Source organism: Methylocystis sp. (assembly GCF_051062815.1).
Classification (GTDB): domain Bacteria; phylum Pseudomonadota; class Alphaproteobacteria; order Rhizobiales; family Beijerinckiaceae; genus Methylocystis.
Window position 1 is genome coordinate 121,233 of sequence record NZ_JBPFDU010000074.1, and the last position, 14,556, is coordinate 135,788.

14 protein-coding genes are annotated in these 14,556 nt (G+C 63.4%); 10 read left to right on the plus strand and 4 right to left on the minus strand.

The window, feature by feature from the left end; all coding sequences use genetic code 11:
• Nucleotides 1-15: 15 nt before the first annotated feature.
• The 8 genes from thrB to ACR65W_RS12950 all read left to right on the plus strand — a co-directional run bounded on the left by thrB (nucleotide 16) and on the right by ACR65W_RS12950 (nucleotide 7,184).
• A complete protein-coding gene (gene thrB, locus ACR65W_RS12915) occupies nucleotides 16-981 on the plus strand; it encodes a homoserine kinase (RefSeq protein ID WP_434501449.1) in 966 nt (321 codons plus the stop codon).
• On the plus strand, nucleotides 978-1,454 hold the full coding sequence (gene rnhA, locus ACR65W_RS12920) for a ribonuclease HI (RefSeq protein ID WP_014890115.1): 477 nt from the start codon (nucleotides 978-980) through the stop codon (nucleotides 1,452-1,454). Before thrB ends, rnhA begins: the two co-directional genes overlap by 4 nt.
• Before the next feature lie 192 nt (nucleotides 1,455-1,646).
• Entirely contained in the window at nucleotides 1,647-3,398 is a 1,752-nt protein-coding gene (locus tag ACR65W_RS12925; RefSeq protein ID WP_434501450.1) for an OmpA family protein, read from the plus strand.
• Between the two features lie 21 nt (nucleotides 3,399-3,419).
• The gene (locus ACR65W_RS12930; protein WP_434501451.1) at nucleotides 3,420-4,208 is read left to right on the plus strand and encodes a hypothetical protein; all 789 of its coding nucleotides are present in this window, start codon (nucleotides 3,420-3,422) and stop codon (nucleotides 4,206-4,208) included.
• A gap of 29 nt (nucleotides 4,209-4,237) precedes the next feature.
• The gene (locus tag ACR65W_RS12935) at nucleotides 4,238-5,023 is read left to right on the plus strand and encodes a pentapeptide repeat-containing protein (RefSeq protein WP_434501476.1); all 786 of its coding nucleotides are present in this window, start codon (nucleotides 4,238-4,240) and stop codon (nucleotides 5,021-5,023) included.
• Complete coding sequence (locus tag ACR65W_RS12940) at nucleotides 5,020-5,946, plus strand: ROK family protein (protein ID WP_434501452.1); 927 nt, start codon at nucleotides 5,020-5,022, stop codon at nucleotides 5,944-5,946. The genes ACR65W_RS12935 and ACR65W_RS12940 overlap by 4 nt, the downstream gene beginning before the upstream one ends.
• 129 nt (nucleotides 5,947-6,075) lie before the next feature.
• Nucleotides 6,076-6,879, plus strand: a complete 804-nt coding sequence (locus ACR65W_RS12945) for an NAD kinase (RefSeq protein WP_434501453.1) — start codon at nucleotides 6,076-6,078, stop codon at nucleotides 6,877-6,879.
• A gap of 5 nt (nucleotides 6,880-6,884) precedes the next feature.
• Nucleotides 6,885-7,184 carry a (2Fe-2S) ferredoxin domain-containing protein gene (locus ACR65W_RS12950; RefSeq protein WP_434501454.1) on the plus strand — a complete coding sequence of 100 codons (300 nt, stop codon included), beginning with the start codon at nucleotides 6,885-6,887 and terminating at the stop codon, nucleotides 7,182-7,184.
• Here the strand turns inward: ACR65W_RS12950 and ACR65W_RS12955 are convergent, their stop codons facing one another.
• Genes ACR65W_RS12955 through ACR65W_RS12965 form a run of 3 tightly spaced genes read right to left on the minus strand, consistent with a single transcriptional unit; the run spans nucleotide 7,185 to nucleotide 10,778 of the window.
• Nucleotides 7,185-7,592 carry a hypothetical protein gene (locus tag ACR65W_RS12955; protein ID WP_434501455.1) on the minus strand — a complete coding sequence of 136 codons (408 nt, stop codon included), beginning with the start codon at nucleotides 7,590-7,592 and terminating at the stop codon, nucleotides 7,185-7,187. It lies immediately after the preceding gene.
• A gap of 48 nt (nucleotides 7,593-7,640) precedes the next feature.
• Nucleotides 7,641-9,017, minus strand: a complete 1,377-nt coding sequence (locus ACR65W_RS12960) for a type ISP restriction/modification enzyme (RefSeq protein ID WP_434501456.1) — start codon at nucleotides 9,015-9,017, stop codon at nucleotides 7,641-7,643.
• Nucleotides 9,018-9,044: 27 nt separating this feature from the next.
• Entirely contained in the window at nucleotides 9,045-10,778 is a 1,734-nt protein-coding gene (locus tag ACR65W_RS12965; protein ID WP_434501457.1) for an N-6 DNA methylase, read from the minus strand.
• 106 nt (nucleotides 10,779-10,884) lie between these two features.
• Here ACR65W_RS12965 and ACR65W_RS12970 point away from each other — a divergent pair, with 106 nt between their 5' ends.
• Together ACR65W_RS12970 and ACR65W_RS12975 are read left to right on the plus strand one after the other, a co-directional pair.
• Nucleotides 10,885-11,613, plus strand: coding sequence for an aldolase/citrate lyase family protein (locus ACR65W_RS12970; RefSeq protein WP_434501458.1), 729 nt, complete (start codon nucleotides 10,885-10,887; stop codon nucleotides 11,611-11,613).
• Between the two features lie 8 nt (nucleotides 11,614-11,621).
• Entirely contained in the window at nucleotides 11,622-12,617 is a 996-nt protein-coding gene (locus tag ACR65W_RS12975) for a hypothetical protein (protein ID WP_434501459.1), read from the plus strand.
• 54 nt (nucleotides 12,618-12,671) lie between these two features.
• On the opposite strand, the gene ACR65W_RS12980 is transcribed toward ACR65W_RS12975, so the two are convergent.
• Nucleotides 12,672-14,294, minus strand: a complete 1,623-nt coding sequence (locus tag ACR65W_RS12980; RefSeq protein ID WP_434501460.1) for an outer membrane beta-barrel protein — start codon at nucleotides 14,292-14,294, stop codon at nucleotides 12,672-12,674.
• Nucleotides 14,295-14,556: the final 262 nt, after the last annotated feature.

Genomic DNA, 14,556 nt, shown 5'->3' on the forward strand with positions numbered 1-14,556 from the left:
GAACGGTCGGCGCCCATGGCCGTCTACACGCTGGTTGACGACGAGGAGCTGATCGCTTTTCTCGCGACATACGATCTCGGGCCGCTGCTCTCCTGCAAAGGCATCGCCGAGGGCGTCGAAAACTCCAACTATTATCTCCATACCGGCGCCGGCAGCTTCATCCTCACGCTTTACGAGAAGCGCGTCGCGGAAGCCGATTTGCCATTCTTCCTGAACCTCATGGAACATCTCGCGGCGCGGGGCGTGACCTGCCCGCTGCCGGTGAAGAACCGCGCGGGGCTCGCGCTGGGGCGCCTTGCCGGCCGACCCGCCGTCATCGTCACTTTTCTGGACGGCTATTCGATCCACCATCCGGAAGCCGCGCACTGCGCCGCGCTCGGCGCAAATCTCGCGCAACTGCACCTCGCCGGCGCCGATTTCGCGCATCGGCGCCGCAACGCGCTTTCTGTCGAGGGATGGCGGCCGCTTTTTTCGACGTGCGCGTCCCGTGCGGAAGAGGTCGCGACGGGATTGCGCGCGCTCGTCGACGCGGAGCTCGATCATCTGGAGCGGAACTGGCCGCGGGACCTGCCGAGCGGCGTCATTCACGCCGATCTCTTCCCCGACAATGTTTTCTTTCTCGGCGAGCGCATCTCGGGGTTGATCGACTTCTATTTCGCCTGCACCGACGCCTACGCCTACGATCTGGCGATCTGCCTGAACGCCTGGTGCTTTGACGCCGAGCATCGCTATCAACCGGACAGGGGCGCCGCGCTGCTCGACGCCTATCAGCGGATTCGGCCGCTCTCCTGCGCCGAGATCGCGGCCTTTCCCATGCTCGCGCGCGGCGCCGCGCTGCGTTTTCTGCTCACCCGCTACGTCGATTGGCTCAACGTGCCGCCGGGCGCGCTGGTGCGTCCCAAGGATCCGCGCGAATATCTCGCCAAGCTCCGGTTTCATCAGTCCGCCGCAGATGCGCGCGTCTACGGAGTCGGTGCATGACACTCGGCGTCGAGATCTGGACCGACGGCGCCTGCTCGGGCAATCCGGGGCCGGGCGGCTGGGGCGCGATTCTCCGTTTTGGCGATCGCGAAAGAGAGATCAACGGCGGCGAGCCGCTCACCACCAATAATCGCATGGAGCTGATGGCGGCGATCATGGCGCTTGAAACTCTCACGCGTCCTTGCGCGGTCGATCTGCATACCGATTCGCAATATTTGCGCAGCGGGGTCACCTCATGGATCGCCGGCTGGAAAGCGCGCGGCTGGCGCACCGCCGACCGAAAGCCGGTCAAGAACGTCGATCTGTGGCAAAGGCTCGAAGCGGCGGCGGAGCGGCATGAGGTCGACTGGCATTGGGTCAAAGGCCATTCGGGCCATGACATGAACGAGCGCGCCGACGAACTGGCGCGCGCCGGCATGGCGCCTTTCCTCCCCGGCAGACCGCCTGCAAGCGCGCGCTTTTCATCAAGATAGCCTTGTCGAAGAGCGGGCGAAGCCTATCTCACAGTCGACCAGGACTCTTCTTCGCCTTTGGGGAGCGCGGCGCGGCCGCGTTCCCCATTTTTGTTTGCCATCATATTGACACGTCGCCGCGCAAAACGAGCATGTGCGGTTGAGTTAAGCGCGTCTTTGCTGATTCTCTCTTCGATGGAGGGCAAGACGTCGATGCACCTTCCCAAAAAATGGTGGATTGGACTGCCGGTCCTTTTTGGACTGGCCTATTTTGCGCAGGGCGCGTTGGCGCCTCGTCTAGAGGACGATCTGCGCGCTGCGATCTTGTTGCGAGTCGCACAGTCGCCGGACGCGATCGACAGGCCGGAGGTCCGCGTCTCGGGCCGTGACGTCCTCCTCGCCGGCATTTCGCTGTCGCCTGATGTGAAAGCGAGTCTTTTGACATCATTGGGCGTTGAAACGCCGGCGCGGCGCATCGTTGACGCGACGCAGCCTCTCTCGCGCGCAACGCCCTTCGTGCTGACACTCGAACGCCGCGGCGGCAAGGCGATGATCTCGGGCAACGTGCCGCCGACGGGCGCGCGCGAAAGGCTGCGCGCCGAGATCGCCGCCTTAGGCCTGGAAGTGTCGGACTCCGCCGCCTACGCCGACGGCGCGCCGAAATCCTTCCCCGATCTCGCGTCCTTCGCCGTGCGCCGCCTCGCCGAGCTCGATCCCGCGACGACGACGATGACCGACGCGACTCTGGCTGTTTCCGGCGAAGCGCGCAGCGCGGCCGATTACGAGAAGGCGCTCGCCGCGCTCAAGGCGTCGCCGTTCGGCGAGAGCGCGTTAAAGGTGGAAGTGTCGCCGCCGCGTGTTTCTCCCTACGTGTTTTCAGCGGCGGCGCGCGACGGCGTCATCAGCCTCTCCGGCCATTTGCCGAGCGACGATCTGCGCAAACAGGTCGTCGCTATGGCGGCCTCCGTGGGCGCCGGCGCCGCGGTCAGCGACGCGACCGAGCTTGGCGCCGGCGCGCCGGCCGGAGACTTCGCCGGAGCGCTTGCGTTCGCGGTCGGCGAGCTCGGCAAGTTGTCGCAAGGCAAAGTCGCGGTATCCGACGGCAAGATCATCATCGAAGGGCAGGGGCGCCAGAACATATTGGGCGAGACGATCCGGGCCGATGCGAAAGCGCGGTTGCCTTCCGGATTTGAGATCGCGCGGCTCGACGTCATGGCGGGTCCGATGACGCCATATGTTTTCAGCGCCCAGCGCGCCGGCGGAGACGTTGCGCTCACCGGCTATGCGCCGGATGAGGCCGTCCGCAATCGCCTCGTCGAAACCGCGCGCAGGAGTTTCTTCGACGCGAAGGTCGTTGACCGGCTCGTCATCGCGAAAGGCGCGCCGCAAAACTTCGCGGAAGCGACGGATCATTCCCTTGCCGCGCTCGCGCGGCTCGACGAAGGCAAGCTCGCGATCAGCGACTCGAATATCTCGCTCGCCGGCGTCGCGCGTCATCAGAGCGCACGCGCCGAGATCGCGGCGAGCTTCGCCGATGCGCTTCCGCAGAGTTTCCGCGGCGACGCGCAGCTCTCGACACGCATCGTCGGCTCGCCGCTCGATGCAAGCCAATGTGGCGCCGCGCTCTCCGAGCTTCTCGCCAGATCGCCGATCGTCTTTGCGTCCGACGATTCGGCGATCGCCGCTGAATCCGCGCCTCTCGTCGATGCGATCGCTGCGACGGCGCTGCGCTGCCCGGGCGCCACTCTCGAGATCGCGGCGCACACCGACAACATCGGCATTGCCGAAGTGAATCTGGGGCGCAGCAAGCGTCGCGCGCAGGCGGTCGTCGAACGCCTGGCGAAGGCCGGAGTCGACCCGTTCAGAATAATCGCCGTCGGCTATGGCGGCGAGCGGCCAATCGCTTCCAATGACAGCGACGAAAATCGCGCGCGCAATCGCCGCGTCGAAATCGTCGTCAAGTAGCGCCAGAGAAGGAGACGGCAGATGTCCTACTTGCTGACGCTTGGCTGGCCTTGGTTCGCCGCCGCCTGTGCGCTTGGCGCGCTTGCCGGCTATGTGACGACCTCGCGGGCGAAGGACGCCCCTGCGCCGCCCGGCTGGAACGTTATCGCGATCGCCGCGACGCTCGGCGCGGGCGCAGCCGCCTCCTGGCTGGGGCTCCTTGACGGGCGCGCCGCGCTGACGATGGACGTGTTGCTGATCGCGGCGCTCGCTTATCTCGTCGGTCTGCCGGTCGGCGCTGCGCTCAAGACGACCAAGGCCGCGCCCGCTTACGCCGGCAAGCGGCCGATCATCGTACTACGCGGCGCGACGCGCGACGTTTACGAATCGACCGTCGCGCAGTCGCCCGAACCGCGAGATGAGCAAGATGAGATTTTCGCGATTGCGCAGCCAGCGACGCCGACGAGCGTTGAGCCGGCGCTAGAGGCGGCGGCTTCAGCCGCCAAGGCGCTGAACGAAAAAGCCGCGCAAATGCGCGCGCCGAGCGGCAAAAGGACGCCGGGCGCTCCGCCTGCCGCGCTTCCCGCGCCACGCGGCGGCGCGGCGGACGATCTTGCAAAAATCAAGGGCGTCGGACCAAAGAGCGTCGAGAAGCTGCACGCGCTCGGGGTTTTCCATTATGATCAGATCGCTGGCTGGAGCGACGACAACATCAAATGGATCGAGGCGTCGATCGGCGCGGCGGGGCGGGTGAAGCGCAACGGATGGATCGCGCAGGCGCAAGCGCTGAGCGGCGGCGCCTCGGCCGATCGCAACGCCGACGCGGCATAAAGCGCCGGCAGAAGGACGAGTTCGTGCGTATGCGTTTGGGTCTGAGCTTCGTCTTCATCTGCGTCGCGTCATTGTCCGCCCAAGACCTTCGCGCGCAGGACATGCTGCAAGGCGTCGATCTCGCGCAGCCGGCTTATTCCGAGGCCGAATTGACGCGCGCCGACGTCGAAGCGGCGCTGTTGCATCGCAAGAGCGGGAAAAGGGTGGATCTTTCGGAAAAAAGCCTCAACGGGCTCGATCTTTCCGGACTCGATCTGCATGGCGTTGATTTTCGCGCGGCCCGCATGAACAAGACATCGCTCGCCGGCGCGCGGCTCGACGACGCGATCCTCGATCAGGCCTGGCTGATCGAGGCTGACCTCACCGGCGCGTCGCTGAAGGGGGCGCACGCCTTCGCTGCGCAAATGCAGCGTATGCGGGCCGACCGCGCAGACTTCGCACATGCGCGTCTCGCCGGCGATCTGACCGGCGCGTCGGCGCGCGGCGCCAATTTCAGCGAGGCGGATCTCTCCGCCGACATGAAGAACCAGTCGATGGGATTGATGCGCGCAGTGCTGCGCTCGGCCGCGCTCGAAGGCGCGCGTTTTCACAAGGCCAATCTCGCGAGCGCCGACCTGCGCTTCGCGCGCGCCGCAGGCGCGGATTTTTCCGGCGCGAATCTGAAGGGCGCCGACGCCGCCGGCGCGGATTTGACCGGCGTAAACTGGACCGGCGCCACGACTGACGGTCTTGATCTCGATTCCGCGCAGATCGACGCCGCCGCCGGGGGCGCGCTTGCAGGCGCGCAAAACATCGATCGCGCCCGCGTGAAATGACGCGCGAAATTATCCGCATCGGCGTTGATCTCGGCGGCACCAAGATCGAGGCGATCGCGCTCGACGCCGCGGGCGAGACGCTGGCGCGCCGCCGCGTCGCGACGCCCGCCGACGATTATGCGGCGATCATCGAAGCCGTCGCGACAATCGTGCGCGAGATCGAATCCCATATCGGGCGGCGCGGCGTGGTGGGCGTCGGCGCGCCTGGCGCGATCTCGACGCATACCGGCCTCGTGAAAAACTCCAACACGGCCGTCGTCAACGGCAAGCCGCTCGACGTCGATCTCGCGCAGGCGCTCGGGCGCCCGGTGCGGGTCGCCAATGACGCCAATTGTTTCGCGCTGTCGGAGGCGATTGACGGCGCCGGCCGCGGCGCCGGCGTGGTGTTCGGCGTCATTCTTGGCACGGGCGTCGGCGGCGGCGTCATCGTCAACGGAAAGATTATCGAGGGGCGCAATCGCGTCGCCGGCGAATGGGGCCATACGCCGCTGCCGTGGATGACTCCGCAGGAATATCCCGGGAGCCCCTGCTTTTGCGGGCACAGCGGCTGTATCGAGACGTTTCTTTGCGGCGCCGGCCTTTCGCGCGACTATGAGAAGCGCGCCGGCGCGCGCCGCCATGCGGCCGAAATCGCCGCGCTGGCGGAAGCCGGCGACCCTGCCGCGCAGGCAAGCCTCGATTGCTATCAGGACCGTCTGGCGCGGGCGCTGGCGGTGGTCGTCGATCTCATCGATCCTGACGTCATCGTGCTTGGCGGCGGACTTTCCAACATCTCGCGCCTCTATGAGGGGCTCGCGGCGCGCGTGGGGGAGAACGCCGTCACCGACGCCTTTGACACGAAAATCCTGCCGAATGCGCATGGCGATTCGGGCGGCGTGCGAGGCGCCGCCTGGCTATGGGGCGCCGGCGAGGCCGACCAATGAGTTGCACATTTGGAGGCCGCCGCGGCGCGCCTCGCGCGCAGCTCGCGCCGGCGCCGTTCCCTCCGGCCTCGCGCCGGTGTATGCCGAAGCAATCGCGGCGGTTGCGGCGAGCGTGAGGGGGAGTTTGCGATGGGCGCCGCCGGAGATCGGCAGAATCACGGGAAGAAGCCGTGCGCCCATTTGGCTTTTCTCGCCTCGGGCGCGCCGGAGGCGGAGGAATCGCGCCAGCGCCTCATCGAAAAATACGGCGACTGCCCGCCTGAGGAGGCCGATTGCATCGTCGCGTTGGGGGGCGACGGCCTCATGCTTCGCACGCTGCATCGGTTCATGGACGCCGGCAAGCCGATCTACGGCATGAATCGCGGCTCCGTCGGCTTTCTGATGAACCAATATCGCGAGACGGGGCTGCGCAAGCGGATCGCCGAGGCCAAGCCATCGATCATTCACCCCTTGCTGATGCATGCCGTCAATGTGCGCGGCGACGAGTTTTCGGCGCACGCCATCAACGAGGTGTCGCTGTTGCGCCAGACCTCGCAGATCGCGAAGCTGCGCATTCTGGTCAACGGCCAGGAGCGCCTGCCGGAACTCGTCACCGACGGCGTGCTGGTGTCGACGCCCGCCGGCTCCACCGCCTACAATCTTTCCGCCAATGGTCCGATCCTGCCGCTCGATGCGCCGCTGATGGCCTTAACGCCGATCTCCGCCTTCCGCCCGCGCCGCTGGCATGGCGCTCTGCTGCCCGACCTCGCCAAGGTGCGGATCGAGGTCCTCGAAGCGGCGAAGCGGCCCGTCTCCGTCGTCGCCGATCATGACGAATTCCGAGACCTTGCTTATGTGGACGTTGTGATGGACCACGCCACCACTCTGATCCTGCTCCATGATGCGGGCCATTCTCTGGAAGAGCGAATCCTGCGCGAGCAGTTCGGATACTAAGGACAATGACTGAATCCGCGATCAAACCTTTCCGCCGCCACGTCTTCGTCTGCGTCAACATGCGCGACGGCCGATCCGCCTGCGAGGACCACGGCGCAAAGGAGGCGCTGGCCAAGGTGAAGGAAGCGCTCAAGGCGCTGCCCTTCGCCAAGCGCGACGGCGTGCGCCTGTCGCAGTCGGGCTGCCTTGGCCAGTGCGAGCACGGTCCTGTCGCGGTCGTCTATCCTGGCGGGAAATGGATCAGCTATTCGTCGGCCGACGAGCTGATCCGCTTCGTGCTGGAGGCGATCGAGGCCCCGGACTGATCAGCGGCCGGGCGGCCGACGGACCCAGCGCGGCGCGAAGTCGCGGGTAGGATAGTTGATATATTCGGTCCGTTCGCCCTCGGGCGCGCGGGGGCCGGTCGCGTCGAGCCGAGCCATCTCGGCCTCATAGCGCTCCCGCCATTCTTCCGCCTCGGCATCGTCGGCGGTAATGCCGTAATAATATTCGGCGCTCTCGATGAGACGGATGCGGCCCCAGGCGCGCTCGTCCGCCCAAGTCTTGACGGCCCTTAATTTTTCGAGCGCCCCTAGGGCGCCGCTGCGCACAGCCTCTGGCTTGGGGATATAGACGTCGCGGCGCGGCGCCGCCGCCTCGCCAAAGAGATCAGGCTGGTCGGCCGGAAACAGTCCCGGCTGGTCGTATGACTGCTTCGCAGCGCGGCTCGACATGGAGGAAATATAGCGCTGAGAGCAGCGCGGGTCTCGCGTCTCGGAGAGTTATCCCCTGTCAGGGAAGGCCTTGCGCCAGGCGTCGTCGATTTTCTCCATCTGCTCGATGGTGAAGGCCAGAACGTTGGCGACGGCGGCGAAATGGTTGATCTCATCGAGGGAGAGGGTGCGGCCCTTTCGCGACTTCAAATATTTGTCGAGCACCTGATAGCCGCCGATGTGGAATTCCCACACGGCCTTCGGAACAGGTGCGAAAGACTGCGTGTCGTTGATGAAGACGCGCTCCTCGGCTTCGACATAGCGCGGCTTCTCGACGCTGTTGTCGCCGCGCCCGTGATAGTCGCCGAGGCCGCGACGCGGGACGTCCTTCAGAAGATGCGCCTCGATCAATTCCGCGCCCAAGTGCGAAAGTGTCTCGAAGTCCTTGCGCTTGTCCGCGAACGGAATGCGCGGAAAATCGATGCGCAGAAATTCGGCGTAGCGGCGCCGGTAAGTCGGCGCGTGCAGGGTCGCGTAGATATAGCCGAGGATTTGTTCGGCTTCGTAATGATGGCCGTCGTAACGCTTGTCGATGAAGTCTCGGAAGGCTGGGGAGAGGTTTTCTGAGCGCGACCCATTCTTGCCATAGGACCACAAGGGATAGACGTAATTCTGCGACTTGGTATCGCTTGAGATCAGGCAGCTTTCAGCGGGAAGCTCACAGAGAAATGCGTGCCGCCAAATGGGGGTACCGATTTGTCGCGGCACCAAGATACATGGGTTAAATCGACCTTCCACGTGGTCGATTAATTCTCGTCGAGGAAAATCCATCGTCAAATTACTAAACTCGCTCCAACGTTCGTCGAACGGCCGATACGCAACGAGCTGCGGCGGTTTCGCTTTACCGGAGCGTCTGGCTGAGCGAGCCTCCTGCAAAGACCAGTCACGATTGTTCTTAAGGCCGTATCGTTCAATAAGATCGTCATCGGACAATCGCGGGTTCATAAAATCAGACAGCTTCTTTTTCATCTCAACTTCGGAAAATGAGATGGCGAAGCTGTCACGGTGGGTCTGGAAGCCAAGAACGTTGACCGGATAGACGGAGGGCACCGGCCACCCGGAAATGTATTCATCACTCAGAATTCCATTTCGCGGCGCGAACAGAAAGAAAGGCGTAGCGGGGGTTAGATTCGTCCCGGCCGATTTTTCAAGTGTCTTCTCCACTCCTTGCTTGTACTTCTCCAGCCTTTTCCCCCACCAGTCGCCGCGCCAAACCCCGCGTTCCAGGCCGGGCTTTTTGACGAAGATGCTGATCGCCACGCCCTGCTCAATGTCAAAAATATTTTCGTCCTTCGAGCCGTCTGGCGCGACTTCCTTCTTCTTGGCGTTTCCGTGCAGGTCGATTACGTAAATTTGATCGAAGCTGCGCATCAGCGACTGGCGCATGCCGCGAAATGTCGGATTGTCGAGCCATTAATGATTGGTGATGATTCCGACGACGCCTTCATCGACTGCGTCCATCTTCAACTGCGCAAATCGGATGAATTTCACATAGTCGTCGTTAAGCCACTTCGGATTGCGTTCGCCGAGCGGCTTATTGAATTCCTTACCCTTATCGTCTTTTTCGACTGTGTATTTGTATCCGTCGATTGCGGTAGTTATCCATGCGCCTTTATTCTTGGAATGACCTGAATAGGGTGGGTTCCCCAAAATCACCAATATCGGCTTGTCCTTCACCGCCTGCGCCGCCTCGACCTCCGCTGAAATCGCCGGCAGCAGGAAATTCTTCTGCGGCTCGATCGGCTCAAGCGTGTTGGTGAGAAAGACCTGAAGCCGCTCGTCATCCTTCAGCGCATGGCCGCGGTCCTTCAAAAATTGTGAGAGCTTCAGATGCGCGATGGTGTAGGGCGCGATGAGATATTCGAAGCCGTAGATGTTCTTCAAAATGTGCTCGCGTACGATCGGGTCGGCGCGCCCTTTGTCGGCGCCGCCGATATTGTCGAAGATGCGCTGAAACACTTCGAGCAAAAACGTTCCCGTGCCGCAGGCGAAATCGAGCACGGTGACGCGCTTTGAATCCGCCAGCCCCTCGCGAATGCCGAAACTGTCCTTCAGAACATCGTCTACCGCGCGGACAATGAAATTCACGATCGGCGGCGGCGTGTAATAGACGCCACGGCTCTTGCGCATCTTGGCGTCGTAGGCCTTTAGATAATCCTCGTAGAAGTAAATGAAGGGATCGCGCTCGAAAAGCCGATGCTCTTCTTCATCCTGCGCGCGCACTTTGCGATTGATCGCCTTGCGGGTTCGGAAGGATAAGTCCTCGTGAATCGCGGGCAGATCGAGCCCGTTGACGATGGAGAGCACCTCTTCAACGACCCATCGCACCTCGCGATATTCGTCGCTATCAAGCACGGTCAGGAAGTCGACGAGTTCGCGAATCAGCCGGAAGGAGCCCGGCACGAACTCGCGTGCGTTATGCAGCGTGACGCGTTCAGTATCGGCGTTGAGCTTCGCGAGAAACAGACCGTAGGCCAGCATCTGCGCGAAGGCGTCGGCGAAATCCGCAGTCGTGAGCTCATGGAAGACTTGGTCACGAAAAATCTGAAATAGGCCGAACAAACGGCCCTCTTGATGTTCTCGCTGCTGTCGTACCAGTTCTTCGCCCAAAAATTCGCGCAGCAGCTTGCTGCGCGTTGCGAGCGCCAGCGCCAATTGCTGAGCCCGGCCAATGCCCTCGGGCGCTTCGGAGAAGAACGCCGAGATCAGTTTGCCGACGGCTTCCGCGCGCTCCGGCGCGATGCGAATTTTGCGGGCGTCGAGTTCGGTCGGGAAGGCGAGCGCTTCGCGCGCCTTCACATGCGCGCCATCGATCCATATCCACTGCAAATAGTCCGTAAGGATTATATTGGCCGAGAGTTCGCGATACCGCTTGATCTGGTCGGACTTGAGAATCTTGTCGAGATTGGTCCCGACTTCCTTCACCTCGACATAGCCGAGGATCATGCCGTGGCGCGAAACCTTGAAGTCCGGCGCGCCCTTGTCCTTCTCCCGCTTGGGTTCATGCTGGACTCGCAAGCCTGCGCGCGCATCCTTGGCGAATTGATTTAGCAGAGCTTCCAAGGCGGCGCGGCCCGTATGCTCGGTATGCTCCGCGAGGGGCGTTTCGCGCAGTTTCAAAAGATAGGTTTCAAAACGATCGATCATCGAGGCGCTTATGCGCGCCGCTCCGCGGGCCGTCAACGCGCCCTCGCCACGCTGGCCGTTGAGCATGATAGAAGTGGGCCGAGGTCTCCTGAACAAGCCCGGTCGCATGCGCTCCTGTTTGATCCTTGAGTTCGACGCCAGCGATGAGGAACTCGCGGCGGCGCTCGATTGCGGCGCCGATGCGCTTTTGTTGCGGCTCGGCCCCTGCGCAGAAGACGCGGCGCGACGCAGCGCCCGCGCGCGCGCCGGCGCGCTGATCAATGCGGCGCGCAGCAAGAGCGCGGCGCCGAAGCTCTTCGTGGAAGTGGCTCCTCTCGACAACGAGCTCATCGAAGCCGACCTCGACGCGCTGTTCGGCCCGGGACCGGACGGCGTTTTGCTTCCATCCTGCGACGGCGCCGCGAGCCTGCAGCGCATGTCGGTGAAGCTCGCCGTGCGCGAGGCGCAAGCCGGCCTCGCCGACGGCGCGACCAGGATCGGCGCCTTCGCCGGGGGCGATCCCGCCGCCGTGTTGGCGTTGCGTTCCCTTGCCGGCGCGTCGCCGCGTCTCGCGGCGCTGGCCTTCGATGACGCCGGGCTGCGTGCGGCGCTGGGCCTCGCCTGCGGCGACGGCGCCGCTGTCCAAATGGCGCGCGCGGCCGTCGTTCTGGCGGCGGCCTCGGCCGGCGTTCCGGCGCTCGCGCCGCCCGTGCAAACCGGGGAAACGGAGGCCTATGCGGCGGCGCGCCGCGACGGTTTTCAGGGGGCGATGGCGCTTTTTCCCGGACAGATCGCGGCCATCCACGAGGTCTTCCCGGCGAGCGAGAATCGACAAAGACCGCAATCCTCGGCATAGACAGGTCGATGAAAAAGGTCCGATTGGACGCGCTTGGCCGGGCCGCCGCGGCGGCGCTCGCCGGCGCAGCGCTTCTCCCCGAGCCGACGCAAGCGCAGCAACAGCCCCCGCGCCGTCCCCATCCGCCGCATAGCGCCGGCGAGGCGGCCGGACCGGCCGCGCCGCCGACCGAAAGACGCGCCACGCTGCGTCTGAGCGCGACCCTTGCAGCCAACTACCAGCAGCCGGTCCACTCGGGGCTCGTCTGGCGCGTCTTTGAGGAGAGCGCCCAGCCGGACGGGTCGCACAAGCTTGTGGCGCAATCCGAGGAGGCGATCCCGACGCTGCCGCTGCCGGACGGCTCCTATATCGTCCACGCCGCCTATGGGCTTGCAGGCGTCACGCGCCGCGTCGCCATAGAGGGCGGCAATGTGTCCGAGCGGATCGTTCTGAACGCCGGCGGGCTGAAGCTCATCGACAAGCTGGGAGACGCGCAAATTCCCGCGCAGCGGCTGTCAATTTCGATCTATGTGCCGGAACGCGGCAATTCCGAAGCGAAGCTCATTCTCGCCAACGCCAACGCCGATCAAGTGATCTGCCTCCCCGAGGGCGCCTATCACGTCGTGTCCACCTTGCTCGACACGGGGCAGGGCGCCCAGGGCGGGACGAACCAGACCAACTCCGTCGTTACGGCGGATTTGAAAATACCGGCCGGAAAGCTGATCGAGGCGACCCTGCGCCATCGCGCGGCGACCATGACCTTGAAGCTCGTCAAACAGCCGGGCGGCGAGGCGCTCGCCAATACCAGCTTCTCGGTGCTCACGCCCGGCGGCGACGTCATCCGCGAGATGATCGGCGCTTTCCCATCGCTCGTTTTGGCCGAAGGCGAATATGTCGCTATCGCGCGCCACGAGGGCAAAACCTATCAGGGCACTTTCCGCGTGCAGTCGACCAAGGACTCGGACGTCGAAATTCTGATTCGCGATCAGCCGCGCAATCACGCGAACGATGAACATCCGCAATAAAAAGCCGCCCGGCGGACCGGGCGGCTTGCTTGGGTCGCGCTTGAAAACTGTGTTCTAGAGGAGCGTGAAGGGAACGATCACGTCCATATTGAACATGCCCTGGTTCGAGCTCAGGCCGCTGCGGCTGAAGAACGGCGTGGTGCCATTGACCGTCGTGTCCCAACGCAGCTCCGGCCGGATGATCAGGCCGGTGATGTAGGGCAGTTTGACCGGCAGTTCAGGCGTAATCGTCATGCCCAGCGTGAAGGCGAGATAGCTCGTGCCGGAATAGACCGGCTTGTTAGCATAAAGGCCCGTTCCCAGGTTCTGGTTGATGCAGGACGGACACCAGAAGCCGTGGAACAGATTGACGGCGTCGAAATTTCCCGGATAGGCGCCAATGAAGAAGTTGTTGTTATCCCGGAAGAATTCGGCGCGCCCGTTGAGCTTGAAGATATCGTTGATCTTATAGGAGAAATATTGCGCGATGCCAAAGGCGCGCGCGCCCATCGGATTGGCCGGGGCCATTCCCCAGAAGCTGGTGCCGGTGATCTCATTGGCCGCGGCCCAGGCTTTCTGCGGTAGACCGAAGGAGCTCGGATTCCAGCCGCTTTCCATCATGAAGCTCATGTCGGTGACGAGCGTCAGGTCCTCGGTCACTTTCCAGGTCGTGGTCAGGTTATTGAAGGAGCGGATCGTCGTGTTGACGTTGCAGGCGCAGAGGCCCGGCGCGCCGAAGCCGCCTTGGTTAAAGGGCCAGCCCGCCGTGAGCGTCGTCGGCCAACCATCCGGCGTGAATGGGGTGCCGACGAAGCCGACCGGCCAGCCGACGCCGAGCGGATCCGTCTGCCTCGGGTTCTCGGGACCGGTATGGGTGATCGCCAAAATGGTCAGGTCGCCGTCCAGAAAGTTGAAGCCGAAACCGCCGTGGAAGGCCGCCGCGGCATTGTTGTCGCCCGGCCATCCAAGGCTCGTATTCACGCCGCTGGTCACGCCGGTATAGACGTCGAGCCAGGGTTTGACGTGGGTGGTGGCCATCACGCCGGTGTGAATGAACGGTCCGTAGTTGAAAATGTACGAGTGGCTGTAGAACAGATTGTCCTTGGCGTAGATGAGCTCGGCGCCGTTGTAGGTCGGGAACATGCCGATCTTCAGGTCGACGCCGCCCTCGCTGATCGGACTGACCCAGGGGAGATGGGCTGTGACATTAGCCTCGATCGGTCCGATCTGCGTTCTTGAATTGATCGCATAATCAAGAATGCCAAGGTAATGGTTGTAGCGCATGTCCTGGCCGACCATGCCCTGGAACTTGAAGCCGAAATCATAGCCTTCGGCCTTCGGGTCGAGCGGACGCTGCACGGTCAGGACGGCGCCGTTGAACGTCGGCCAGTTGGCGCGGTCCGTATAGAGGTGCCCCCAGTTCAGCTTGTTGAACGGCTGATTGAAGTTGACGGCGACGCCGCCTTCGATGTAGCCGTCGACGGTCAGCGTATCGATCCAGGCCGGCGTCGGCGCCACGGCCGGACCCTTGACGATCCGGCCTTTCTTGACGGGCGTGGCCGCAGAGTGAGGCGCGGGTTGATTCTCTTCGATGAGAGTCGGGTCGACCTCCATCAGCTTCGACTGAGCATGAGCAGCGCTCGTGACGCTGGTTGCTAGCGAAAGTGCAGCGACGGTCGAAAGATAGGGCCATTTCATTGCTGGGAACTCCGTCTGGGAGGCGAGATCTGATTGATATCACTCGCGAGCGAGGTTCCGTTCAAGCCCAACGTCCGCGCATCTGCTCAATTGTTAGGCAAAAAAAGCCCTGGCGAAAAATTGTTCTAATTAGTGTGGCGGCAATGTCACAATTTTTGATGGTTCCACGGCGGCCGATGCTGATTTCATAGCGCCTCTCGTCGTGAATAAGATGACAAATGTTCGTTTCTTGACGAATCACGATCGCTTCCGTCCGGACCGA

What these genes read in the sequence shown, in the direction of transcription:
- ACR65W_RS12935 (WP_434501476.1), top strand. Translation starts at nt 4,238, where the DNA reads ATGCGTTTGGGTCTGAGCTTCGTCTTCATCTGCGTCGCGTCATTGTCC.
- ACR65W_RS12925 (WP_434501450.1), top strand. Translation starts at nt 1,647, where the DNA reads ATGCACCTTCCCAAAAAATGGTGGATTGGACTGCCGGTCCTTTTTGGA.
- ACR65W_RS12970 (WP_434501458.1), top strand. Translation starts at nt 10,885, where the DNA reads ATGCGCTCCTGTTTGATCCTTGAGTTCGACGCCAGCGATGAGGAACTC.
- ACR65W_RS12960 (WP_434501456.1), bottom strand. Translation starts at nt 9,017, where the DNA reads ATGCGCCAGTCGCTGATGCGCAGCTTCGATCAAATTTACGTAATCGAC.
- rnhA (WP_014890115.1), top strand. Translation starts at nt 978, where the DNA reads ATGACACTCGGCGTCGAGATCTGGACCGACGGCGCCTGCTCGGGCAAT.
- ACR65W_RS12930 (WP_434501451.1), top strand. Translation starts at nt 3,420, where the DNA reads ATGTCCTACTTGCTGACGCTTGGCTGGCCTTGGTTCGCCGCCGCCTGT.
- ACR65W_RS12980 (WP_434501460.1), bottom strand. Translation starts at nt 14,294, where the DNA reads ATGAAATGGCCCTATCTTTCGACCGTCGCTGCACTTTCGCTAGCAACC.
- ACR65W_RS12940 (WP_434501452.1), top strand. Translation starts at nt 5,020, where the DNA reads ATGACGCGCGAAATTATCCGCATCGGCGTTGATCTCGGCGGCACCAAG.
- thrB (WP_434501449.1), top strand. Translation starts at nt 16, where the DNA reads ATGGCCGTCTACACGCTGGTTGACGACGAGGAGCTGATCGCTTTTCTC.
- ACR65W_RS12965 (WP_434501457.1), bottom strand. Translation starts at nt 10,778, where the DNA reads ATGATCGATCGTTTTGAAACCTATCTTTTGAAACTGCGCGAAACGCCC.
- ACR65W_RS12955 (WP_434501455.1), bottom strand. Translation starts at nt 7,592, where the DNA reads ATGTCGAGCCGCGCTGCGAAGCAGTCATACGACCAGCCGGGACTGTTT.
- ACR65W_RS12975 (WP_434501459.1), top strand. Translation starts at nt 11,622, where the DNA reads ATGAAAAAGGTCCGATTGGACGCGCTTGGCCGGGCCGCCGCGGCGGCG.
- ACR65W_RS12950 (WP_434501454.1), top strand. Translation starts at nt 6,885, where the DNA reads ATGACTGAATCCGCGATCAAACCTTTCCGCCGCCACGTCTTCGTCTGC.
- ACR65W_RS12945 (WP_434501453.1), top strand. Translation starts at nt 6,076, where the DNA reads ATGGGCGCCGCCGGAGATCGGCAGAATCACGGGAAGAAGCCGTGCGCC.